20 protein-coding genes are annotated in these 22,540 nt (G+C 62.2%); 11 read left to right on the forward strand and 9 right to left on the reverse strand.

The features are described from left to right. Positions 1-15 precede the first annotated feature (15 nt). The 3 genes from AC070A_RS26975 to AC070A_RS26985 form a co-directional block, all read right to left on the reverse strand. Positions 16-495 (reverse strand): adenylate/guanylate cyclase domain-containing protein, encoded by a 480-nt coding sequence (locus AC070A_RS26975; protein WP_492383606.1) that lies wholly within the window; start codon positions 493-495, stop codon positions 16-18. A gap of 221 nt (positions 496-716) precedes the next feature. Further along, positions 717-1,646, reverse strand: coding sequence for an MBL fold metallo-hydrolase (locus tag AC070A_RS26980; RefSeq protein ID WP_113737309.1), 930 nt, complete (start codon positions 1,644-1,646; stop codon positions 717-719). 618 nt (positions 1,647-2,264) lie between these two features. Next, positions 2,265-3,860 (reverse strand): winged helix-turn-helix domain-containing tetratricopeptide repeat protein, encoded by a 1,596-nt coding sequence (locus AC070A_RS26985; protein WP_057248358.1) that lies wholly within the window; start codon positions 3,858-3,860, stop codon positions 2,265-2,267. Positions 3,861-4,089: 229 nt separating this feature from the next. Here AC070A_RS26985 and AC070A_RS26990 point away from each other — a divergent pair, with 229 nt between their 5' ends. The 8 genes from AC070A_RS26990 (at position 4,090) to AC070A_RS27025 (ending at position 13,172) form a co-directional block, all read left to right on the forward strand. Beyond that, positions 4,090-4,842 (forward strand): SDR family oxidoreductase, encoded by a 753-nt coding sequence (locus tag AC070A_RS26990; RefSeq protein WP_057248357.1) that lies wholly within the window; start codon positions 4,090-4,092, stop codon positions 4,840-4,842. 102 nt (positions 4,843-4,944) lie between these two features. Continuing rightward, on the forward strand, positions 4,945-6,039 hold the full coding sequence (locus AC070A_RS26995) for an HlyD family secretion protein (RefSeq protein WP_057248356.1): 1,095 nt from the start codon (positions 4,945-4,947) through the stop codon (positions 6,037-6,039). Continuing rightward, a complete protein-coding gene (locus tag AC070A_RS27000) occupies positions 6,036-7,631 on the forward strand; it encodes an MFS transporter (protein WP_057248355.1) in 1,596 nt (531 codons plus the stop codon). The genes AC070A_RS26995 and AC070A_RS27000 overlap by 4 nt, the downstream gene beginning before the upstream one ends. A 102-nt stretch (positions 7,632-7,733) precedes the next feature. Continuing rightward, complete coding sequence (locus AC070A_RS27005) at positions 7,734-8,681, forward strand: MBL fold metallo-hydrolase (protein WP_057248354.1); 948 nt, start codon at positions 7,734-7,736, stop codon at positions 8,679-8,681. 146 nt (positions 8,682-8,827) lie between these two features. Next, complete coding sequence (locus AC070A_RS27010) at positions 8,828-10,315, forward strand: mechanosensitive ion channel family protein (protein WP_113737311.1); 1,488 nt, start codon at positions 8,828-8,830, stop codon at positions 10,313-10,315. Positions 10,316-10,460: 145 nt separating this feature from the next. Further along, on the forward strand, positions 10,461-10,871 hold the full coding sequence (locus AC070A_RS27015; RefSeq protein ID WP_058323728.1) for a cupin domain-containing protein: 411 nt from the start codon (positions 10,461-10,463) through the stop codon (positions 10,869-10,871). A gap of 58 nt (positions 10,872-10,929) precedes the next feature. Then, positions 10,930-11,688, forward strand: a complete 759-nt coding sequence (locus tag AC070A_RS27020; protein WP_057248352.1) for an SDR family oxidoreductase — start codon at positions 10,930-10,932, stop codon at positions 11,686-11,688. A 290-nt stretch (positions 11,689-11,978) separates the two neighbouring features. Beyond that, positions 11,979-13,172, forward strand: coding sequence for an MFS transporter (locus AC070A_RS27025; protein WP_057248351.1), 1,194 nt, complete (start codon positions 11,979-11,981; stop codon positions 13,170-13,172). A gap of 9 nt (positions 13,173-13,181) precedes the next feature. On the opposite strand, the gene AC070A_RS27030 is transcribed toward AC070A_RS27025, so the two are convergent. Beyond that, positions 13,182-14,702, reverse strand: coding sequence for a PAS domain-containing sensor histidine kinase (locus AC070A_RS27030; protein WP_112996338.1), 1,521 nt, complete (start codon positions 14,700-14,702; stop codon positions 13,182-13,184). Positions 14,703-14,954: 252 nt separating this feature from the next. Here AC070A_RS27030 and AC070A_RS27035 point away from each other — a divergent pair, with 252 nt between their 5' ends. Then, entirely contained in the window at positions 14,955-15,431 is a 477-nt protein-coding gene (locus tag AC070A_RS27035; RefSeq protein ID WP_113737312.1) for a carboxymuconolactone decarboxylase family protein, read from the forward strand. Continuing rightward, the gene (locus AC070A_RS27040) at positions 15,432-16,733 is read left to right on the forward strand and encodes an alpha/beta hydrolase (RefSeq protein WP_113737313.1); all 1,302 of its coding nucleotides are present in this window, start codon (positions 15,432-15,434) and stop codon (positions 16,731-16,733) included. It begins immediately after the preceding gene. 203 nt (positions 16,734-16,936) lie between these two features. On the opposite strand, the gene AC070A_RS27045 is transcribed toward AC070A_RS27040, so the two are convergent. From AC070A_RS27045 to AC070A_RS27055, 3 genes are read right to left on the reverse strand one after another with little or no spacing between them, the layout of a single operon-like run. Further along, complete coding sequence (locus tag AC070A_RS27045) at positions 16,937-18,187, reverse strand: Zn-dependent hydrolase (protein ID WP_113737314.1); 1,251 nt, start codon at positions 18,185-18,187, stop codon at positions 16,937-16,939. A 26-nt stretch (positions 18,188-18,213) separates the two neighbouring features. Next, positions 18,214-18,861 (reverse strand): TenA family protein, encoded by a 648-nt coding sequence (locus tag AC070A_RS27050; RefSeq protein WP_112996334.1) that lies wholly within the window; start codon positions 18,859-18,861, stop codon positions 18,214-18,216. A 2-nt stretch (positions 18,862-18,863) separates the two neighbouring features. Beyond that, positions 18,864-19,706 (reverse strand): BtpA/SgcQ family protein, encoded by an 843-nt coding sequence (locus AC070A_RS27055; RefSeq protein WP_057248347.1) that lies wholly within the window; start codon positions 19,704-19,706, stop codon positions 18,864-18,866. A 25-nt stretch (positions 19,707-19,731) separates the two neighbouring features. Between AC070A_RS27055 and AC070A_RS27060 the strand changes: the two genes are divergently transcribed. Next, complete coding sequence (locus AC070A_RS27060; protein ID WP_113737328.1) at positions 19,732-20,631, forward strand: ribokinase; 900 nt, start codon at positions 19,732-19,734, stop codon at positions 20,629-20,631. A gap of 28 nt (positions 20,632-20,659) precedes the next feature. On the opposite strand, the gene AC070A_RS27065 is transcribed toward AC070A_RS27060, so the two are convergent. Next, a complete protein-coding gene (locus AC070A_RS27065) occupies positions 20,660-21,427 on the reverse strand; it encodes a glutamine amidotransferase (protein ID WP_057248346.1) in 768 nt (255 codons plus the stop codon). Between the two features lie 40 nt (positions 21,428-21,467). Next, complete coding sequence (locus AC070A_RS27070; protein ID WP_112996370.1) at positions 21,468-22,535, reverse strand: phosphotriesterase family protein; 1,068 nt, start codon at positions 22,533-22,535, stop codon at positions 21,468-21,470. Positions 22,536-22,540: the final 5 nt, after the last annotated feature.

Below are 22,540 nucleotides of genomic sequence, written 5' to 3' on the forward strand. Positions count from 1 at the left end.
TGGCGTTGCGGCAGCCTAACCAAACGTCACGCCGCTGCCCGGACTTTCAAGGCGCAAGGCATACACCTCGATCGAGGTTGCGATGCCGTCCACCATATGAGACCCGAGGCGTTCGGTTTGCGCATGGCACCCTGCTGTGTCCACGAACTCTTGCGAGAGAAGTGCGGGACGGCGCAGGCGTTTGGTGAGTGCCTCGAGCTTGAAGCCCCTGTTGATGGCAGAACCGATCACAGTGAAGTCGAGACGGTGTCTTGAACCGATGTTGCCGTAATTGACCGCGCCGAGGTGGATGCCCAAGCCGAAGCGCACGTGGTCGTCTTGCAGCCAAAGGCGAGACGCAGCCTGATACCCCTCCCGGACCGCCGCGATCAGGTCCATGCAGGCTTCCTTACGATCCATCGGAAAAATGGCAAGCAGACCGTCTCCGATAAATTTCAGGATTTCTCCGCCATGCTTTTCAATCGGTTCTCCGACGGCGTCGAAGAAGCTGTTCACCGATAATATGCGGCTGCGATCGCGTCCGCTTCGATAGGGAGTTCGAAGCGGCGGCTCTCAGGGTTGTCTAGAACACGGTGCGGCAAGTTTAGCCTCCTCGCTGCTAACCAGGGTCAACGGCCGATCGATGCCTCGCGGCGAAAAAGCGCCGTACGGGGCAACAATCGACCGTTACTCAGGCCAAGGCAGTCGCCTGGTTCATTCCTGACAGAAGCTCTCGGTCAATAGTCCCACCAGGCCGGAACCCAGCGGTAAAGGTCGCCGGCGGTTGCGACACGGCCGACCGATGGGAACGGCATGTGTGTTGAAACCAGCCAGGAGCCAGTCTCCGCAAGCTCACGCATAAGCCGAAGCCGGACTAGGGTCGCCTCTTCAGGGTCGTGTTCGAAGCCGTTGTGCCACTCGGGGTGGTCGAAGGAGACGGGGAAGAGGGCATCGCCGCCGAACATCAGCCGCTCGCCACCGGACGAAATGCGGACCACGCTGTGCCCGGGGGTGTGACCGCCGGTACGAGTGACCACCACGCCCGGTGCCACTTGGGCCTCTTCGTCAAAAGTCCGCAGATTGCTGCGATACGCTTTCAGAAAATCGAGGGACGCCTTGCGCGCCAGATCTGCGAGCGCCGGTGGCATGGCGGTAAGCGAGAAATCGGGCGCCTGCCAGAACTTGGTCTCGGCGGCGCACACGTGGACGCGAAGATCCGGGCGCATGCGCTCCTTCACGCCTTCTACGAGGAGCCCACCGACATGGTCGAAGTGCATGTGCGTCAGCACCACGTCGGTCACGGCGGCAAGATCGACGCCGGCGGCTTCCATTCGATGGACGAACTGTCCGGCCCGCGGGAAATCGGGATACTCTTCGCCGAGACCGCTGTCGATGAGGATCGTCTGGTCGCCGCTGCGCACGACAACGGCGTTCAGGGCCCAATCGAAGGCAACCTTTGACAGAAACCTGTCATCGAGCCACGCGTCCCGCACCTCGGGTTCGGCGTTGGTGGCCATCGACTCGGCCGGTGGGGTCAAGATGCCATCGCTGATGACCAGTACGTCGATGTCACCGACCCGTACCGCGTAGCGTGAAGGAACCAGTTCATCCGGCGCGGGTCTTTCTTGCGTGACGACTTTTCGGGGAATTGTTTGTGCATTCGACATGATGCGCTCCTGTTTTCGCGGTTGAGATGTGCCGGTCAGGGTTACATCGCGGAGTCTAGGTTCGGGTCTTTTGGCGGTCGAGCTACACCTGAGTATGGGGCTGCTCGTGCTCGGCCCCCGTGAAGCGAGTTCGTGCGCTTCGATCGGCGCGCCACGCGCACGCTTTGCTTCCATGCTTGTCAACGGTGGATCGAGCGAATGTCACCAAACATGCGTATAGTTTCGGCGGTCAATTCAATCGCCTAGCCTGGGTGCGTTGCTCGGTCCGTGACATCACGAACGTGATGATTGGCACAACCGCAGGCGGACTGAACTCCATGACACCCACAGAGGTTAAATTGATCGCCCTGTCCGGTGCGCAGCCGCTGCTGGACGTATCGGAGTACTGCCGGCGCGCGGGCATCTGCGAAGCCGAGGAACGGAGACTGCTGTTGCTTCTTGGGCGACAGGCGTCCTGCCACGAACTCCAGATGAACATCGTACAGCGCCGAATGCGTGCACGTTAGCGAACAGTCAAGGTCGCCTTATCGAACGCACGCTCGCAAACCTGTCGTGGTCGAGGTGCCGGACAATTGCACAGCGCGCGCTCTGTTCATTACGCGCCGCAAGCGGCCATGGTCACTCCGGCAATCCTGCGAGCCGCAATCCGTCGGCAAACCGCTTGAAATCGTCCGGTCGATGGATCGGCAACCAATCGTGCAGATTGGAAACGCGCAACGCCGGATCAAGCTGCCTCAGGCGCCGCATATACCGACTTGCCTCGTCGGGACGGTTGGCAAGCGCATGGCTTGCCGAGGCAAGCGCGACTGCCACGAGCAAGCTCGGCAGGTTGGCGAGTGCCTTCTCGGCCCAGACCAGCGCATCGTCATAGTTACCGGAAAAGAAATGCGCGATTGCCGTTCCTGTCTGCATGCGGAACATCTCCGGGTCGAGCGGGCTCAGGCGAACGGCATGGGCGAGATCCTTGATGGCGCTCTCCGTTTCACCCCGAAAGACGCGCAGTACGCCACCCAGAAACCAAGCGAGTGCGAAGTTCGGATTGAGCAGTCGGGCCCTGTCGACCAACGCAATGCCGGCATCGAGGTCGTCGGCGAGATGACCGAGCGCGTGGCCGCCTCTCGTCAGCGCCACGGCATCGTCCCGGCCAAGCTCAACCGCAAGCCGCGCCAGTCGCGCGCCTTCGGCGATCTCTGCCGTGCGATCGAGCATCCAGCCATTGAGCTTTCGCCAGAAGAAGCACCAGGCGGCGCCGGCATAGGCGGAGGCAAATTCATTGTCGAGCTCGATCGCCTTGTAGAACAGCGGCAGCGCAGCCTCGAGCGCCTCGCGGGTGCCGCTGTGCAGTTTTGCCATGCCACGAAGATAGTAGTCGTAGGCGTCGAGACTTTCGGTCGGCTTGCGTTTGGCGCGCTCCATCTCGATCCGTTCGAGTTGCGGCGAAATCGCGCCGACGACGCTTTCGGCTATCTCATCCTGCAGCTCGAAAATGTTGTCGAACGTGCCTTCGAAGCGCTCGGCCCAGAGATGCGCACCGGTCGTGGCATCGACGAGCTGGCCGGTGATGCGGACCTTCTTTCCCGATTTGCGCACGCTCCCTTCCAGAACATAGCGCACGCCGAGCTCACGCCCCGCTTCGGTCGCTTCCACGGCGCGGTCCTTGTAGGTGAAGCTCGAATTGCGCGCGATGACAAAGAGCCAGCGGAACCGTGACAGTGCGGTGATGATGTCCTCCACTACCCCGTCCGTAAAATACTCCTGCTCCGGATCGCCGCTCAGGTTCTGGAAGGGCAAGACGGTTATGGAGGGTTTGTCGGGCAGAGGGAGTTCCGGCGCCACCACGGGTGCATCTCCAGAGCTGCCATCGACGCGGCCCGAACCTTGCGAAAGGATATCGTTTCCGACATCGACAAGACGGACCTCGCCGACGAAGCGGAAGCCCTTGCGGGGGATGGTGCGCACCAGTTGCTGTTCTTCGCCGCTGTCACCGATGGCCTTGCGAACGGCGTTTATGTGGCTGGTGATCGTCGATTCCGAGACGATCCTGCCGCCCCAGATGGCGAGCAGCAGATCATCCTTTCCAACGACTCTGTCGCGATTCTCGATGAGATGCACCAACAGGTCGAAGACCTGCGGACCGACGGCGACAACCTGCCCGCTGAGCGTCAGTTCCCGGCGTTCCGGATCGAGCAGATAGCCTGCGAACTTGAATTGCACCTCAGCCCTCCTGGTCGACTTTCCCTGGCTGGCGATTGCCATCCGCGGACAACTGCCACGCCATCGCGTCGTTAGAGCATCCCCCCACGATCACACAACCGCTTGGACGGACAATCAAGCTATCCACAAGGGAAATTCAAGACAGGCCCAAGGACTTCCCTGGTGCATAGGAGCAGTCTCAGCGCAGATCGGCGGCAATGGTGCAGTCGAGAAGAAGCAGAGTGAACCCATGAAGATCGTCGTCATCGGAGGCACCGGCCTTATCGGATCGAAACTTGTGAAGAGCCTGCGCGAGCACGGACACGATGTGCTTGCAGCCGCGCCAAATACCGGCGTCAACACGATCACGCGTGAAGGCTTGGCCGCAGCGATGGATCGGACCGATGTGGTCGTCGACGTCGCCAACGCGCCGGTTTGGGACGACAAGGCCGTCCTCGAATTCTTCGAGACGTCGGGGCGCAACCTGTTGGCCGCCGAAGCTGCCGCCGGCGTGCGTCATCACATCGCGCTGTCGATCGTCGGCAGCGAGCGGTTGCCTGATAACGGCTACTTCCGGGCAAAGGTCGCGCAGGAAAACCTCATCAAGGCAGCCGGTATCCCCTACACCATCCTGCGGGCCACGCAGTTTTTTGAGTTCGTCGGCGGCATCGCGCAATCGGCAACAGTCGACGGAGAGGTTCGCCTTTCACCCGCGTTGTTCCAGCCCATCGCCTCCGACGATGTCGTGGCGGCGCTTGCCGATATTGCACTCGCGCCGCCCGTCAACGGAACGATCGAAGTCGCCGGACCGGAGGCCATACCGCTCGACGAGGTGGTCCGGCATTTCCTGCGGGCGATCAAGGATGATCGGAAGGTCGTCCCGGACGTTCACGCACGCTATTTCGGCGCACTCCTGGACGACCAGTCGCTGACCCCCGGCAAGAACCCGCGGCTCGGTGCAACTCGGTTCGACGATTGGGTCGGCCAACAGGTCGGACACTGAAATCGCAAGTATCGGGAATGGGGCCATGCTCGTGCTTCGACATGGGGGTCCGACATCCCCTTTGCCGTGACGACGCCACGAAATCCAACAGGGACTGGGACAATGGATACGCTCGAAGACAAGATTGCCGCCGCCACCGGCACCGCCTCAGTCGGCGTCGCTCCGAAGCGATCCAGCAAGAAGAAGAAACTCGGCGTGTTGCTTTGCCTCGGCGCCGTGGTGGCCGTCGCAGGCGGCTGGGCCTGGGCCCGTCCGGGCAGTGAGGCGTCGACGGATAACGCCTATGTTCGTGGCGATGTCACCTCGCTTGCACCAAAGGTTGCCGGCTACGTCGTGGCCGTCGAGGTCCAGGACAACCAGAGCGTTCGGGCGGGCGAAGTGCTTTTCCGGATCGATGACAGGGACTATCGCGCTCGCCTTGCGCAAGCGGCGGCCAATGTCGAAGCTGCCAAGGCTCGGCTTGTCAACGTCGATGCGGAGACTGAGCTCCAGCACGCCCTTATTCGTCAGGCCGAAGCCCAGAAGCTATCGGCCATCGCAGAGATGAATCTTGCCGCCAAGGCATATGAACGCCGGCGCGAACTGATCCGCAGCAACACCATCAGTCAGGCGCATGTCGACGAAAGCGAAGCGGCGCGATCGAAAACGGAGGCAGGCGTATCTGCGGCCTCTGCGACGATCGAGGCGCAGAAGCAACGCATCACCGTGCTCGCGGCGCAGCGTGAAGCCGCCGTCGCGGCCGTGGCACAGGCAGAAGCGGCGCGCGACCTTTCTCAGATCGATCTGGAGAGCACGACCGTCCGCGCCCCGGTCGGTGGGGTTATCGGCAACCGCCAGGTTCGCGTCGGCCGGTTCGTCGCGCCTGGCACCACCCTGCTCGATATCGTTCCGGTCGACGATGTGTGGGTTGTTGCCAATTTCAAGGAAACGCAGCTTGAACACATCCAGCCGGGGCAGAGCGTTCGCATCACTATAGACAGCTATCCGGGTCAGACGCTTGACGGCACAGTCGACAGCTTCGCGCCGGGCAGCGGCTCAGCCTTCAGCCTGCTGCCGTCAGACAATGCAACCGGCAACTTCGTGCGCGTCGTCCAGCGGGTCCCGGTCAAGATCCGGTTTGCCAACAACCCTTTGACTGGGCGGCTGGTGCCAGGTCTGTCCGCAAGGGTGGACGTTGATCTCAGGAGCGGGTCATGACCAGGCACGTAGCCATCACCAGGAACCGCGACACGTCTGCGTCCGGAGTGTTGCTCGTCATAGGTATCGTGCTGGCGGCACTGACAGAGGCGATTGCGAGCACCGTTCTTTCGCTCGGACGCGGCGATATCATCGGTGATACCTACGCCACTCCGGACGAGTTCGCCTGGCTCGACGTCGGTTATACCGCCTTCAAGCTCATCGGCTTCATGGTCGCCGCTTCGATGCTGACCCGCATCCGTCCGCTCAGTCTCGTGATCGGATCGACGCTCATCATGGGGCTTGCGTCCGGGATGGCGTCCGCGACGACGTCGCTGGATCTTTTGATTGCCCTCCGGATCGTTCAGGGGCTTGCCGGCGGGGTCCTGCTCGTTGCAGGGCAGGCCACCATCTTCTTTGCTTTTCGGAGCGCCCATCAACCAATCCTTCAGGCGCTGTTTGCAATGGGCGCGGTGGTCGCGCCCGCAACGCTCGCTCCGACACTTCAGGGGTGGCTGCTCGACAGCCAGTCCTGGATCTGGATCTTCTACTGCAACGTCGTCCTGTCTCTCGGCGCTACCGGGCTCCTCTTGATGGTTGACGATCCGACACCCTTCATGACGAGGCAACGTCCATTTGATTGGGTCGGGATTACGCTCGTCTCGCTGGCACTTTTCTGCTTCACCTATGTCTTCAGCCAGGGAAGCCGCTGGGACTGGTTTGAACAGCCGCGCATCCTTTGGCTCTCGGTGGTCGGCGTGGCCTCGCTATTCTTGTTTCTCGGGCAGCAGGTGCTGCGCAAGGGCACCGGCCTCCTCGATTTTACCGTGTTCAGATCGGACGATTTCGCCTTCGCCTTCATCGTCAGTTTTGTCGCCGGAGCGGCGCTGTTTGGCAGCGCGTTCCTGATCCCGTCTTTTGCCGTCTCCGTTCTTGCTTTCACGCCGACCGATGCGGGCCTGCTGCTCCTGCCGAGCGGTACCCTCTTCGTCGGGGCCTTGCTTTTTGCCGCCTTTCTCATGCAGGTCCGTCGGCTTCCTCCGTTCGCGACCGTGCCCTTCGGTATCTTGATGATCACGGTGGCCATGTGGATGCTGTCCGGCTCGACCAGTGAAAGCGGTGCCGCCGACATGATGGCTGCGATCCTTTTGCGCGGCCTCGGCCTTGGTTTCCTGTTCCTGTCGATCACGCTGATTGCCTTTACCAATCTCGACAGGCGAAACCTCGCCTCCGGCATTGGACTGTTCAACACCGGGCGCCAGTTCGGCGGTCTTGTCGGCGTTGCCGGGCTTCAGACCCTTATCGACCATAACGTCGCCGCAAACGTCGCGGTTCTTGGATCAAGCGTCAATGCGGGAGGTCAGGCTGTCATCGAACGTCTGGCCGGCACGACAGCCATGCTCGCGGCGCGTGGCATGGATGCTGTTCCCGCCAGCCGAGCCGCGATGGCGCTTCTCGGCCGCGCAGTCACCGGACAGTCAATCGTGATCGCCTTCGACACGGCGTTCACTGCCGTGGCGCTGCTGTTCGTCGTCGCAGCGCCCGTGCTCGTGGCCATCAAGGTCGGATTCGCCAGGCGAGCCAAAGCACGCCACACGCACCCCGACCGTTGACCGAACGGGCCGCCCTAAACCCAGGTATAGCTCGACCGTCAACATCGCTCGAACCTAGAGTCCAAGCCGTGAACTCTTCGATCAGGCAAACAGGAGGGCGTCATGTCGCCGCTAGAAGCAAGATCCCATACGAACACGACTTTGGAGCCCGCGCCGCCCGGTCGGTCGGCTCCAGAAGAGCTGGTTCCATCGCGCTACGCGGTGCGGGTCGGTGACATAGAGGTGCTGGTGGTCAGCGATGGGGTGCTGCCCTTGCCAACCACGATGTTGGGACACAATGCCGACCCGGCCGATCGGGCAGCCTGGCTTGGAGACATGTTCTTGCCGCAGGATGCTTTCGACTGGTCGCTGAACGTGGTCGTGGTGCGAAGCGGTGCCCAAACCATTCTCATCGACGCCGGGCTCGGCATGGATCCGGACTTGAACCTGCCTCGGGCGGGTCAGTTGATCAGGCGCCTGGAGGCTGCGGGTATCGATCTCGCAGCAGTGACCGACGTGGTTCTTACCCACATGCACATGGACCACATTGGCGGACTGCTCGTCGATGGCGTGAAGGAGCAACTGCGCCCGGATTTGCGGATCCACGTGGCGGCCGCCGAGATCAAATTCTGGGAATCGCCGGATTTCTCGCACGCGGTCATGCCGCAGGGTTTCCCGGACGCGCTCCGGGCAACTGCCAAGCGCTTCGCGAACGAGTATCGCAACCATCTTCGACCGTTCGAGGACGAGTGCGAGGTCGCGCCGGGCGTGGTTGCGCAGCGCACGGGCGGCCATACGCCCGGGCACTGCGTGGTCCGCGTGGCCTCGGGAGGCGACCGGCTGATGTTTGCCGGCGATGCCCTGTTCGCCGTCGCCTTCGACCATCCCGACTGGTACAACGGCTTTGAGCACGACCCCGAGGAGGCTGCTCGCGTTCGGGTGCGTCTCATGAAGGAACTGGCCGAGACAGGATCGTCGCTGGTGGCCACGCACCTGCCTTTCCCGTCCGTCGGACATGTGGCGATCGATGGCGATCGCTTCCGGTGGGTTCCGGTATTCTGGGACTACTGACGTCTCCAACTGAGCGAATGGCGCGCAAGAACCATCGGTTCGCGTGCATGGCGACAAGGGCGGGTTCGCCCTTGTCCTTTTCAGAGCAAGGTGCCGCTAGCCGGCCGTAGCGGAGGGAGAAACGCTGCCTCGCCACGGGAGTGGAAATGGACCAGCAAACGCAATTGTTTCCCGTCCTCGTCTGTATTCTGGGCATCGCCGGAATTGTCGTCTGGCATCTGCAGGGCAGGGCGCGCCCAACGGCGCGGCTGGTCGTGCAGATCGCCTTCTTCGCATCGATGACGGCAGCGCTCGCCTGCAGCGGCCTCAATCCGTTTCGCTACGACCGGACCGGTCTCGATGGCGCGCAGACACTGCTCGTGACGGCAAAGACGCTCTGGTGGGTTCATCTCTCCTGGGCGGTGATCGGGTTCGTCCGGCTTTACCTTGTCCTCGACGGACGGCCGCGGGAAGCGCGACTGATCCAGGATCTGGTGGTCGCCGTCGTCTATCTCGGCGTGCTGCTCTCTACCCTGGCATTCGTCTTCGGTGTGCCAATAGGGGGCCTGCTGGCGACGTCGGGCGTCATTGCGATCATTCTCGGCCTCGCGTTGCAGAGCACTTTGGGTGACGTCTTCTCGGGCATAGCGCTGACCCTCGGTCGCCCTTATGTCCTTGGTGATTGGATCTGTCTCAGTGACGGAACGGAAGGCCGGGTGGTCTCAAGCAACTGGCGGTCGACGCATCTGCTGACCGCGGCCCACAATCTCGTGGTCCTGCCCAACAGTGTCCTGGCAAAGGTGGGGCTGACCAACATCAGCCAGCCCGACGAGAACCACCAGATCGTCGTGTCGGTTCGCGTGGCTCCAACCCGCATGCCGCATATGATCGTCGACGTGATGAATGCTGTCCTCGACAGTTGCAACGCGATCGTGAAGCAGCCGGCTCCAACCGTCGGGCTTGTGGGGATCGATGCCAGCGCGATCACGGTGGAGCTCCAGTTTCGGGTCACCAGCCCGGCGCAGCGCGGCCCAGCGCGCAACGAAATCATCGACCTGGTCTATCGGCATTGCAGGGCGCATGGTGTGCAACTGGCCCTGCCTGCCGAGAGCCCGCTGATGCAGGACCTTCGCATGTCCGACCCGCAGCACGCCGTCGCGCCGGCACAGGACCTGATCGACGCGATCCCGATCTTCTCCAATCTCAGCCAGGAAGAACGCGATACGCTTGCGGCCGCGGCGACGCCGCGCAGCTTTGCCGCCGGGGCCGAAATTGTCAGAGAAGGCCGGTCGCTCGAAAGCCTGATGATGATCAAGAACGGCGTGGTGGCGATGAAGAGCGGCGATGTGGAAATCGCGCGCCTGGCCCCCGGTGATTTCTTCGGCGAGGACGGCCTGTTGGCAGGAGTGAAGGAGAAACACGACCTCCATGCCGTCACCCGCCTTACGGTCTATCAAGTAGATCAGGCAGCATTCGCGCCGCTTTTGTCGAAGCGCCCGGAAATCGCGGAGGATCTGGCAATCCACCTGGCGCAACGGGAAGCGATCGGAGCAAGTTCGGAATTGCCAGCGAACCAGCGCGAGCGACGCAAGCTGGACCTGCTTCATGCGATCCGATCCATCTTTCGAAGCCAGCGTGAAAGCGCGAACGGTTGAAGCGGAGACGCGGCAGTTCGCACGCGGGCACAACTTCTGCCGAGACAAAATCGCCGCTGCGGCAAACCTACGTATATCTGTTTCTCTCCGGAGGCCGGCCATACGATCCCACGCATTGCCAACAACGTGAATGGAGGAGAAATCCATGCGAAAACTAGCGATTGGCTTGCTGTTTGCGACGCTGATCACCGGACCGGTAGCGGCCTCCGACGAGCCCTATAATGCCAAGGTCACAGTGGTGTTCGACCACGCCCTTCCGAATGTGCCGGGCAAGAGCATGCGCGGCGTCCTGGTCGAGTACGGCCCGGGGGGCCACAACCCGTCACATACCCACCCCAAGAGCGCTTTTATCTATGCGACGGTGATCGAGGGCAGCATCAAGAGCCAGATCAACGACGGTGCGGTGAAAGTCTACAAGACCGGCGAGAACTGGATCGAAGTCCCAGGCGATCATCACCGCGTAAGCGCGAACGCCAGCGATAGCGAGCCGGCGAAGATCCTGGCTGTTTTCGTTCTCGATACGACCGAAACGAAGATGGTGCTGCCCGCAAAGTAAAGCCCTTCTTCCCATTCAAACACGGTGATCCATAGACGAGCTTGCAAGGAGCAGAACCATGAAAATCGTCATTATCGGCGGGACCGGCCGCATCGGGTCAAAAGTCGCAGAGCGCCTCAGAAGCAAGGGCCACGACGTCGTGCAATCGGCGCCGTCCACGGGCGTCGATACACTGACTGGTGAAGGGTTGGCCGAGGTGCTTGCCGGCGCTCAGGTGGTGCTCGACGTCAGCAACTCGCCATCCTTCGAACCGAGCGCCGTGCTTTCGTTCTTCGAACGGTCGACCTCGAACCTGCTTGCGGCGGAGCGGGCGGCCGGTGTCGGACACCACGTCGCACTCTCCATCGTCGGTATCGAACGGTCGCCCGACAATGGCTATTTCCGCGCCAAAGTCGCACAGGAGACCCTGATCAAGAAAGGTGGCGTTCCGTACACCATCGTAAGGTCGACGCAGTTCCTGGAGTTCCTCGGCGGCATTGCCGATGAGGCAACGGTCGACAGGACCGCCAGGGTCTCGTCCGGCGCGTTCCAGCCGATCGCCGCAGACGACGTCGCGACCTTCGTCGCAGAAGCGACGATCGGCAAGCCTGAAAACCAGACGATCGAAATCGCCGGGCCCGAAAAGAAGCCCATGAGCGAATTCATTTCCGAGTATCTGGCAGCTGTCGGCGATGGCCGAAAGGTTGTTGCCGACCCGGACGCCAAGTACTTCGGCACGCGCGTCGACGATCAGTCACTGGTTCCTCTCGGATCCGCCAAGCTGGGTCAACTCGACTTCAGGACATGGAATGCCCAACAACCTCAGGCGGCAGCCTAAGATCTTTCCGTCGGGGTCGATGCGGCGACGAGACGCGCACCGGCCCCGACGCCTTTGTCTCCGGTGCGGCCACGCGCTCGAAGCAAAGAGAGAATCCAAGGTTTACGATCCACGTCTTCATCGGTCATGATGGAAATGGCAGCCGGCGACCGTCTCGAAGCTCGCAGAGGCTGGTTCGCGCAGACTTGATGTTCGACAGAAACCCGGCCCGTGCCGGCAAATCGCCGGCGCACATGATATGAAATGCCAAGGTTATTTCGACGAACAGGAAACGGTCGGGGGACCGGGCCATGGCCAATCTTTCTATCGAACCCGCTGCGTCTCGCGACCCGCTTTCACTTGTGGTCGGTGCAACAGCCTGCCAGGTGATCGGTGGCCTCGTTCCGCAAATGTCGCCTTTTGTGGTCGCGGGACTGATTGACGGTCTTGCGCTGTCCGAGCGCGACGCCGGTATTATCGCGTCGGTCGAACTCCTGGCGCTGGCCGTCACCGCTATCCTCGTCGCGCCAGTGCTGCCGCGACTATCCTGCCGGCGCGCCGGGATGTCTGCGCTTGTCGTGACCATGGCGGCCCAGGCCGCCTCTGTCGTACCGGACGGATGGACTTCGCTGGTCTTGTTGCGCGGCATTGCGGGCATCGGTGAGGGAGCGCTCTATGCCATGTCACTCAGCCTTGTCGCGTCGCATTGCCGCAATCCCGAAAGGATCTTCGGTCTGTTCCAACTCGTCTGGGCAATCGGCAGCGTGGCACTGTTTGGCATCGGTGGCGAGGTGACAGCAGCCTATGGCCACCGAGGGATTTTTGCGCTGTTGGCGGGTTTGACGCTGGCCTTTTCTCCGCTTCTTCTTCTCATGCCGGATCTCAAGACCCTGAAGCATCCGGTCACCCGGACGCCACCGTCTGTGCCGCTTTTCGGAAGCCTGCTGTTTGCTGCGATTGTTCTTTACGTCGCGGTCTCCGCCGGTCTCTTTGCCTTCAGCGGACCGATGGGCGAGCGCATCGGTCTGGACACGGCCGCGGTCGGATACATCCTCACCCTGTCGACCATAGTTGGCCTTGCCGGGGCGGGCGCGGCGACGGCACTGAACGTTCGCTGGGGACGAACGATCCCGATCTCCGCATTCTGCCTTGGCTACGTGGTGGTGACGCTCGTCCTTTGTCTCTGGGAGAACGCGGTTGCTTACAGTGTTGCGGTCATCGTCTCCGCCGTCCTTTACTACTTTTCACTGCCGTATCTTTTCGGCCTGGCCGCAGCGCTGGACCAAAGCGGGCGCTGGGCGGCCGCAGCCGGATCGGCGTATCTGCTCGGATTTGCCGCCGGGCCAGTCTTTACAGGGGCCGTGATTGCAGCGTCGGGGTATGCAAGCCTCGCGGCGGTCTGCGTCAGCATGACGATTGCTGCCTGGGCCCTTGCCGTGTCCGTCGTCGCCCGCGCCTTCAACGGACGTCGCCTGGTCGGCCGCCTCCCCAATTCGCCGGCTTAGGTTGATATCCTAGGTCGCCGAGGCGACGGGCAGAGCGAAGGTGACCGTGGCGCCCAATGTCTCGTTGTTGGCCACCCATAGCTTCCCGCCATGGGCTTCCACGATCGATCGGCAAATCGGCAGTCCCATGCCCATGCCGTTGCCCTTCGTCGTAAAGAACGGTTCGAACACGCGCTCCGGATCCTTGAATCCGCTTCCGGTGTCCTCGACCGAGATCCTGATGGTGTCGAGGTGATCGTGGCTGGACACGATCTTCAGTGAACGCAGGGGGTTCGTCGTGTCCATGGCCTGGATGCCGTTGCGGATGAGGTTTACCAGGACCTGCTGAACCTGAACCCGATCGAGCGCCACTTTGGGAAGATGCTGGTCCAAAACCAGGTCGATGCGGGTCGTCGTTGCAGCGATCTCATCTGACATCAGATCAAGCACCTCGTAAACGAGGCGGTTCACGTCTTCGACCGCCCGTGACTGCGGCTGGTGTTTGAAAAGCGCTCGGATGCGGCTGACCACCTCGACGGCCGCCGCAACGTCCAGGGTGATGCGCTCTGCTGCGCGCTTGCCGCGCTCGATGTTCGCAGGCTCGGCCGAAAGCCAGCGCAGGCATGCGTCAGCGTCGGCGGCGATCGCCGCCAGCGGCTGGTTGACCTCGTGTGCGATTGAAGCGGAAAGCTGCGACAGATTGGCCGCCTGGGTCGCCCGCGCAAGCTTCTCGGCCGAACGGCGCAAGGCAGCCGTTGTTTGCACCTGATCCTCGATATCGTGGCAAAGGCCGAACCACTGGACGATGTTGCCGTCCTGATCCCGCATGGGCTCCGCACGGCCGGACATCCAGCGATAGACGCCGTCTGCCCGAAGCAACCGGTACCGCATCGAAAATCGCTCCCCGGTCGCAAGGCAGCGGGTGAGCTCTGCATAAACAGCGTCCGCGTCGTCCGGATGGAAAATCGTATCCATGACGGATGCAACGTCACTCACGTTTGAGAGATCAAGACCCAGATAGTCCGCCATGCGCCGGTTGACGAGCGTAGTGGTGCCGTCGGGTGTCAGGCGCCAAAGATTGCTCGGAACCATGTCGACCAGCAAGGATAGCTCGACCGAGCGAGCACGCAGGCTCTCCTCGGCCTTCTTCTGGTGCTCGATGTCGATGGTCTGCCCATGCCAGACCGTAACGCGACCGTGTGCGTCCCTTGACGGTCTGCCCGACGCGCGAAACCAGCGAAACGCGCCGTCCGCGCCACGCAGACGGTGCGCGCTGTCAAACGGCTCGCCGGCGTCCATGCTCCGCCGCCAGGTCGTCGCCACAAATCGCTGATCGTCCTTGTGGATGCGTTCAAGCCACGCACCGTGGTCTTGCAGGCCATTGCCGAAATATGCGTCCATGCTTCGGTTGCGATAGATGAACCGGCCGGCCGGATCCATCGACCACATGTGGCCGGGGACGTTGTCGAGAAGGTCAAGCGCGAACTCGGCGCTGTTGCGAGTATGTTCGCGAAAGGCGGCGTCTTTCCTTAGTCCGTCGTCGTTGGACATCTGTCGCTCCGCAGAAGACGACGGTCAAGAAAAGGACTTCACGCCGAAGCTCGGCGGCGGACCGGCAGCCTTGGTGAATGGATGGCCGCATTATATCCCGAAGGCCCTCGTTTTCAATCTGACCTGCTGGAGGCGGGCGGCCCGCGATCGTGCGGCGCATAAACGGATGTATAGCTGCCGCACGCGGCGCGCTTCCGGCACGATAACAAGCGACCATAACGGTCGGTTATGTCAGGCGGAGGACGAAGCAACATGACCCAGCGGTTCAATTATTCCAAGCTTTCGCCCGGCATGGTCAAAGCCATGATGGCGCTCGGCAACGAGATCAGGAATGGCTCGATCGAAGAGACGATACTCATCCTCGTCGACATGCGGGCGTCCCAGATGAACGGATGTACGTTCTGCATCGATATGCATGCCAAAGAAGCGATCATCCATGGCGAGCGGCGGCTGCGCCTGTTCCATATCTCGGCCTGGCGTGAGTCCACCTTGTTCTCGCAGCGAGAGCGGGCCGCGCTTGCCTGGACGGAGGCGCTGACGAAGCTCGCCGACGGTGGCGTTCCCGATGAAGTTTACGACAGAGTGAGGGGTGAACTGTCCGAGCAGGAGATTTCCGATCTCACGTTCCGGATCATGGCGATCAATGCCTGGAACCGCATCAGTGTCGCGGCCCGCGCCGTTCCTGGTTCCGCCGACAAGGCTTACGGGTTGGACAAGGCCGGTCTCTAGATGGATATCTGTCGGGCAATGGCGGCCCTCTTTATGCTTGCCTGCTTTGTCGGCTGTGCCGCGCAGCGGGCCGAGGTCACAGCGCAGCCCGTTGCCACATCACCGACGTTGCAAGGCGGCCAGCCTGTTCGAACGCAACAAGGGTCCGGGGCACAAGACCTCCTGTACATCACCGACAGAGAGCCGACCGCCGATTCCGGCAACCGGCTGTCCTACGGTGCAAAGCGGGCGATCTACTTGAGCTTCGGATCGGTATCGATCGCCCCAAGACGCTACGCTTCTGCCGGGAGGAAAGAATTCCGGGTCGACGCCGTTTCCGAGGCCGGCCGGTTTCCGGCAACGCCCTACGGCGTCGTCGCGACGGCGAACGGACTACGCCGCACTCCGCAGGCGGTCGCGGCGCATGAACAGGCCTTCGCGTCGCTGCAGGCTCAAATTGGCCGGCGTCTCGCAGCGGCCGAACGCAAGGAAGTCGTCGTCTTCGTTCACGGATACAACAACAGCTTCGAAGATGCGGCACTCGCCACCGACGAGATTTGCCGATCGCTGCAAAACCAGTTTGTCTGCATTGTCCTGACATGGCCCGCCGGAGGCGCCGGCGGTTCGTTCTTTGGCTACAACATCGACCGCGAGTCGAGCGAGTTTGCGGTTGCGGACTTCAAGAAGGCCGTTCGCGTCATCGCCGGAACGAAGGGTGTCGAGAGGCTTCACCTCCTGGCCCATAGCCGTGGAACCGACGTGCTGGCGAGTGTCGTCCAGCAGCTTGCCATCGAAGCGTATGTCAGCCGATCCTCGCTTTGGCAGCGGTACAAGATCGCGAATGCTGTGTTTTTCGCTCCCGATATCGATCTCGATGTCGCGTCTTCCAAGTTGTTTGCCTGGGTCTCTGACCCGGACCTTGCCTTCGGAAGCAAATCGACCCCAAGCGCATTGCCCTCGCAAGGCTCCATGCACCTTACGGTCTATTCGTCTCCAAGGGATGAGGCGTTGAAAGCCTCGACGCTGATCTCCGGCAGCGCGTTGCGGCTTGGTCAGCTCGCCGTCGGCAACCTTCCCAGTGACAGGGGCGAGGCGGCGTCCAAATGGGCAGGATTGCACATGGGAGGGCTGGTCAATTTCGTCGAGTATTCCGGCGGCAGCGGCTTTATCGGCCACAGCTATTTCTTGTCCGACGCTACGATCAAGACAGACCTGGTTGCGCTGATCCGCGACAGAGCCAAGGCCGGTGACCCCCGACGCCAGCTCGTGGAAATCAAGCGCCCATTCTGGCGGACGTCGGATGCTCAACAGGCGGCGCGATGATGGTTGCAACACGTCGGGAGTTACTGTTTACCCCAAGACTAGGCTGCCTCGTTCGTCCCGGCAGAAATGTTGGGACCCGAGCGTTCTGGCGGTGCGAGGCCGCTGTTCGCGCGCTTTTGGTCAGTCAGAAAGGGCTGCGCGGTGAATGGAGGCGCGGCTCGGCTGCCTCACCATCACTCGGATCACTGATCTTGCCCCGACCGTCATGCGCTTAGGACAATCGCTTCCATGACGGCTGCAAGCAGCATGCGCGCACCTGTTACGGAGTGCTCTGGCTCGACATATTCGGCCTCGTTGTGGCTAAGCCCATCGCGGCAAGGCACGAAGATCATGGCCGCCGGCGCAACACGACTGACGAACAAGGCATCGTGGAAGGCGCCGGAGAGCATGCGCTTGGTCTTCAATCCGAGCGACGCGGCGGCGCGATCGAGGCCGGCCAGCAGGTCTTCCGAAAAGGCAGCCGGCGGCATGTCGAAGATCTGCCTCAATTCGCTCCGGCAGCCGGCGGCTGCGGCAGCGTTGTCGCAGGCGCGCCGGGTCTGGTTTTCCAACGCGTCGATGACCGTAGTTTCCGGATGCCTGAGGTCGATGGTGAACGTCACCAAGCCCGGAATGGCATTCACCGAACCCGGCTCGACCGCAAACCGGCCGACGGTGAAACGGACGCGCGGATCGCCCGGCATCGTGCCCTTGTAGAGCGGTTCGAGCGCGGCTATGGCGGCCGCCATGGGATCGCGACGGAACTCGAGTGCCGTCGTGCCGGCATGCGCTGCCTGGCCCCTGATCGTCACCTCCAGCCACCGCGTACCCTGGATGCCGTAGACGATGCCGATCGGGGTGTTTTCCTGTTCGAGCGACGGACCCTGCTCGATATGAAGTTCGATATAGCCGGAGATCGGGAAACCGAGTGGACGCATTTCGGCCTCCGGCAAGGCGTGCAGCGTTGCCTTCAACTCCTCGACGAACCGGGCGCCGTCGCGACCGCGAAGATCGGACCAGGCGTCAGGGATCGTGGCCGCGGCGAAGGCCATGGAACCCATGGTCCCCGGTTGGAACCGGCTTCCTTCTTCGTTGGTCCAGGCAACAACCTCGATCGGCAGATCCGTTGCGATCCCGGCATCCTCAAGGCTTTCCATCACCTCGAAGGCCGAAAGGGTTCCCAGAGCGCCATCGAAGCGTCCGCCGGTCGGCTGGCTGTCGAGGTGGCTGCCAATGACGAAGGGGGGCTTTTCGGGAAAGCGGCCTTCGCGCCGGATGAACAGGTTCGCCATCGGATCCTGAAACACGCGAAAACCGCGCGCGAGCGCGCGCTCGGCCAGAAGGCGCCTTGAGGTGCGATCTTCGGCCGACAGGGCCTGTCGGTTGACGCCGCCGGCAGGCGTCGCCCCGATCCTTGCGAAGTCATCGAGGCGCTGCAGCAGTCGCTTGCCGTCAATTTCGATGCGAGAGGTCATGGTCGGCTCCTGACAGGTCGTCCCGATCAGCCGTAGGCTGCATCATGAAAGGCGATTTCCAGTTGCTGTGCGCGCCCGAAGATAGCGCTCAGACGTTTGCGCTCGGAAACCTCGAGCGTGTCGCCGGCGGCGTCGAGCTCTTGCTTCAGCCACTTCGCCTGCGCCGCGAAATCATCATCCGCATGCATTTCGACCCATTCTTTCAGATGCGGATCGGCAATGTTTGCTTGCGCAGCCCTTTTCGACCAGGTCCAGTACATCCATTCCGCGGCGAACATGGCGGCGACGGTATCGAGGAAGCCTCCGTTGCGGGCGATATCCAGCATGCCCGTTCGGAAAGCCTCGACCTCGGCAACATTGAGATCGTAGGCGCCGGGATCGATGCTGCGCTCGGCAAAAATCCGTTCGAAATAGGCAATCTGCTGGTTGGCGAGCGCATCCAGAACGGCGATCAGCCAGCGCTTCTGTACGATCGTCTCGGCCTTCGCCGTCGCAAAGGCGAAGATCGAGATCGCGGTTTCGACGAAGGCACCCTCATAGACGAGATAGCGTTCGAAAACTTGCGCGGACAGGCGCTCCAGCACGATGTCGTCGACGAAGCGATGGTTCACCATGGCTTCGAAGACGGCAGCGTTTTCCCGCAGGATCTGTTCCGAAAGCGTTTCAGCCGCCATCGTCATGCCTCCAGCGCCGGTTCTGCGGCGGCGCGGAAAGCTTTGACCCGCTCGATGTCGACCGGGTTCCACCAGACCCCGCCCTGCTTCAGCGACGAGGCAACGATCACGCCGTTGGTGCGCTTGAGTATTTCGACGATGTTGTCCTTGGTCACGCCCGAGCCGACCAGAAGCGGCAGATGCGTGGCCGAGCCGATCTCTTCGATTTCCTCTATGGTTGCCGTGTTGCCGGTGCGCTGACCGGTGGCGATCACGCCGTCGGCATCGAAGAAGGCGAGGTCACGCGTCAGTTCCTGGATCGACCGGTCGGCGACGATCGCGTGAGCGCCATGCTTCACGTGGCTGTCGGCAAAGACCTTGATGTGCTCGGCGCGCAGCAGCGAACGATATCGCATTGCTTCTGCCGCACGGCCCTCCATGAAGCCTTCATTGGCGACATAGGCATTGGCCCACTGGTTGACGCGGATGAACCTGGCGCCGCCGGCCATGGCGATCGCAAAGGCCGGGATCGGCGCATTGGCAAGGACGTTGATGCCGAGCGGCACACCGGTGGCCCGCGCGATCCGGTCGGTGACGACGGACATGAAGGCTGCCGTTTCGTGGCCGATATCTTCCGGTTTGGAGAAGGGCACGTCGCCATGATTTTCGATCATCAGGCCATGCAGGCCACCCTCGACCAGCGCCTCGGCATCACGCATGCAGGCATCGTAGATGGTCGACATATCGGCGCCCCGATAGCGCGGCGCACCGGGGAAGGCCGGGCAATGGATCATGCCGATCAGAACCTTGTCAGTCCCGAATATTTCCCTTATGGCGCTTGAGGACTTGTCAGATATTTCCTGCATTTCTCTCCCTTTCGAAGGTATGTTCATGCACGCTTACGTAATCGGTAATGTGACGGTGGACGAGACCATCGCCGTGTCGGAAATGCCGGCCGCGGGCGCATCGATCCATGGCAGCCAGCGATCCCGGGATCTTGGTGGCAAGGGCGCGAACCAGGCGGTCGTGATGGCCCGGACGGGCCTGTCGACGAGCCTTGTTGCCGCTTTCGGCGACGGCTTTCGCGCCGACATGATCCGCCAGCACCTGGCGAGCGAACCGGTCGTCAGTCGCCTTGTGCCCATCCCCGGGAAGTCCACCGACTTCTCGATCGTGCTGACCACACCGGATGGCGAAAACGTCAACATCACCACGACCGACTGCGCGCAAAACCTAACGCTTGCCGATGCCATCGCGCCCTTTGCCAATGCCGCTCCCGGAGACCTCGCGGTGCTCCAGGGCAATCTGTCCGACGAGACGACCCGAGGCGTGCTTGAGGCCGCTCGCACCCGCCGAATGACTACTGCCTTCAATCCGTCTCCCTTGCGTCCCTATTTCAGCAACCTGTGGCCTTTGACCGACATCGCCTTTCTCAATGAGGGCGAGGCGCAGGCAATGACCGGCACACGTGGCGAAGAGGCTGCCCGCAAGTTGCTTGCGGCTGGCGTTCGCGAAGTCGTCCTGACCTTCGGCGGCAACGGCGCCATGCTTGTCACAGCCGAGGGCAGCGTCCGTGTTGCTGCCGTCGAATGCGACGTCGTCGACACGACAGGTGCCGGCGACACGTTCATGGCGGTGGCGCTGGCATCCGCGGCACTGCGTGGCAGCGGCCTCGACAAGACGGCCATCGAACATGCGACGCGGGCTGCCGCCATCACCGTCAGCCGCCCGGGCACCCGCTCGGCGTTCCCCTCGGTCGAGCAACTGACGGCGATCCTCGCCGCGCGCTGAGTTTTCAACCCAGCGCGCTTTGCCGTGCCTAGCGCGCCGTCTCCGTCATCCATCCGAGGATGTTCTTCCAGAGGCGGCCGTAGCCCTCCCACTCGCAGAATGCCGGCGACAGCCAGTGCGGGCCGATATCGGACGTCCAGGCGGCGGTGCGGCCCTTGCCGAAGCTGCCAAGGACGAGCAGCGGGTGGCCGCCCTGGTCTGCCGGAAGACGGGCGATGACCTCCGCGCCCGGGCGCACCTCCACTTCGTTGACGCCGAGAAGCAGCGGCCAGTCGCCCGAAAGCCCCGCCATGGTCGGATGATCCGGCTTGACGACGTCGGCAACAGCACCTTCCGGGATTTCGACGCGGTCGTCATAGGGAAGGCAGGTGACGGGAAGCGTGTCTTCGACCGCCGTACGGCGCCAGCGCGCCTTGCCGTCGATGCCCTGGAAGGAGAAGTAGCCGCCGACCATCAGCAATGCGCCGCCTTTTTCCACCCAGGCCTTGATCAGCTTCAGCCGGTTCGGAACGGTGCGGGAGTGCAGCCACACGGCCGGCGGCAGCAACAGCGAGTTGGCGCCGATGTCCGACAGGATGATGGCGTCGTAGGCGTCGAGGCCGGCCATCTCATAGGGGAACTGTTCGACCGCGTCGTGCGCGGTCATGTAGGTCAGCTCGAATTCGCTGCCCTTCAGCACCTTGACGAGCGGTTCCGCCCCGAGATGAAAGGTGACGCTGCCGAACTGGTCGAAACCCTTGTAGTGGGTGGCGGAGCTAACCCAGCTCTCGCCGACGAGAAGTACTTTCTTGGTCATGGTCTATCCGTAGGTCTTGAATTGCGTTTGGAGCCGACTGTCAGGCTCCGGTTTGGAATACCGAGCGGGGGTTGCCCCGCATCATCCGGTCGAGCGCATCGTCGTTCAGTCCGTGTCGTTTGAGGCGCGGCAGGAAGTGGCGCAGGACGTAGGCATAGCCGTTGCCTCCGTAGTGGCTGAGCATCATCTTCAGGAACACGTCGTGCGAAAGCAGGATGCGGTCGATGTGGCCGGCCTCCACCAGCCTTGCGATCGCCCGTGCGGCCTCCTCGTCGCTGGGGCATTGCACCTGCTGGTCGGCATAGAAAAAGTCCATGCCGATCATGTCGTATTCGATGAACGCGCCGCGGGCGGCAAGTTCGCTCTGGTATGCGAAATCATCGTGCGACGGGTTCATGTGGCAAAGCACGGTGTGGCGGAGATCAGCACCTTCTTCAGTGATGACATCGAGCACGCGATGGCCGAGCCGGAACCAGCCCGGCAGATGCACCATCAGCGGCAGACCGGTTCGAACCTGCGCCCGGGCCGCGCCGCGCAACGACTTTTCCTCCGCCGGGGTGAAATCCGCGGAGACGCCGATCTCACCGATCAGCCCGATTTTCACATCCGTGCCATCGACGCCTTCGATCGCCTCGCGAACGATGCCGTCGGCGATCTGGTCGACGCTCATGCCGGCTACCTCGGCCGGATGGGAGGAGGCGAGGTAATATCCCGCACCCATCACGATGTTGAGGCCGGTCGCCCTGGAAATCCGCCTGAGCGCCAGCGGGTTTCTGCCGATGCCCTTGCAGGTGGGCTCGACGACCGTGCGGCCCCTTTCGGCGGCGAAGGCTTTCAGTTCGGCGATTGCCAGGGGTTCGTCGTCAAGCGTGATGTTGTGCTTGTTGACGAAGGGATCCTGGCGCAGTTCGCCGAGGATCTCCATGCAGACGAAACCTTCGGCGAGATACTGACGCTCCTTCGTCTGCGGCGCGTTCCACCAGCAGCGGCAATCGTTGAGGATATGCTCGTGCATCAGCGTGATGCCAAGCTCTTCCGCATCGATCGCCCCCGTCACGGTCATCACCTTGCCGGATCGCACATGTGCTTCAGACAGTTCTTGTGTCATGACGG

This window comes from Ensifer sp. GW101-20A05 (genome assembly GCF_059424735.1).

Bases quoted from the DNA above. Each gene is read 5' to 3' on its own strand.
- AC070A_RS26980 (WP_113737309.1), bottom strand. From the start codon at position 1,646: ATGTCGAATGCACAAACAATTCCCCGAAAAGTCGTCACGCAAGAAAGA.
- AC070A_RS26990 (WP_057248357.1), top strand. From the start codon at position 4,090: ATGAAGATCGTCGTCATCGGAGGCACCGGCCTTATCGGATCGAAACTT.
- AC070A_RS26995 (WP_057248356.1), top strand. From the start codon at position 4,945: ATGGATACGCTCGAAGACAAGATTGCCGCCGCCACCGGCACCGCCTCA.
- AC070A_RS27000 (WP_057248355.1), top strand. From the start codon at position 6,036: ATGACCAGGCACGTAGCCATCACCAGGAACCGCGACACGTCTGCGTCC.
- AC070A_RS27005 (WP_057248354.1), top strand. From the start codon at position 7,734: ATGTCGCCGCTAGAAGCAAGATCCCATACGAACACGACTTTGGAGCCC.
- AC070A_RS27010 (WP_113737311.1), top strand. From the start codon at position 8,828: ATGGACCAGCAAACGCAATTGTTTCCCGTCCTCGTCTGTATTCTGGGC.
- AC070A_RS27015 (WP_058323728.1), top strand. From the start codon at position 10,461: ATGCGAAAACTAGCGATTGGCTTGCTGTTTGCGACGCTGATCACCGGA.
- AC070A_RS27020 (WP_057248352.1), top strand. From the start codon at position 10,930: ATGAAAATCGTCATTATCGGCGGGACCGGCCGCATCGGGTCAAAAGTC.
- AC070A_RS27025 (WP_057248351.1), top strand. From the start codon at position 11,979: ATGGCCAATCTTTCTATCGAACCCGCTGCGTCTCGCGACCCGCTTTCA.
- AC070A_RS27030 (WP_112996338.1), bottom strand. From the start codon at position 14,702: ATGTCCAACGACGACGGACTAAGGAAAGACGCCGCCTTTCGCGAACAT.
- AC070A_RS27035 (WP_113737312.1), top strand. From the start codon at position 14,955: ATGACCCAGCGGTTCAATTATTCCAAGCTTTCGCCCGGCATGGTCAAA.
- AC070A_RS27040 (WP_113737313.1), top strand. From the start codon at position 15,432: ATGGATATCTGTCGGGCAATGGCGGCCCTCTTTATGCTTGCCTGCTTT.
- AC070A_RS27045 (WP_113737314.1), bottom strand. From the start codon at position 18,187: ATGACCTCTCGCATCGAAATTGACGGCAAGCGACTGCTGCAGCGCCTC.
- AC070A_RS27050 (WP_112996334.1), bottom strand. From the start codon at position 18,861: ATGGCGGCTGAAACGCTTTCGGAACAGATCCTGCGGGAAAACGCTGCC.
- AC070A_RS27055 (WP_057248347.1), bottom strand. From the start codon at position 19,706: ATGCAGGAAATATCTGACAAGTCCTCAAGCGCCATAAGGGAAATATTC.
- AC070A_RS27060 (WP_113737328.1), top strand. From the start codon at position 19,732: ATGCACGCTTACGTAATCGGTAATGTGACGGTGGACGAGACCATCGCC.
- AC070A_RS27065 (WP_057248346.1), bottom strand. From the start codon at position 21,427: ATGACCAAGAAAGTACTTCTCGTCGGCGAGAGCTGGGTTAGCTCCGCC.
- AC070A_RS27070 (WP_112996370.1), bottom strand. From the start codon at position 22,535: ATGACACAAGAACTGTCTGAAGCACATGTGCGATCCGGCAAGGTGATG.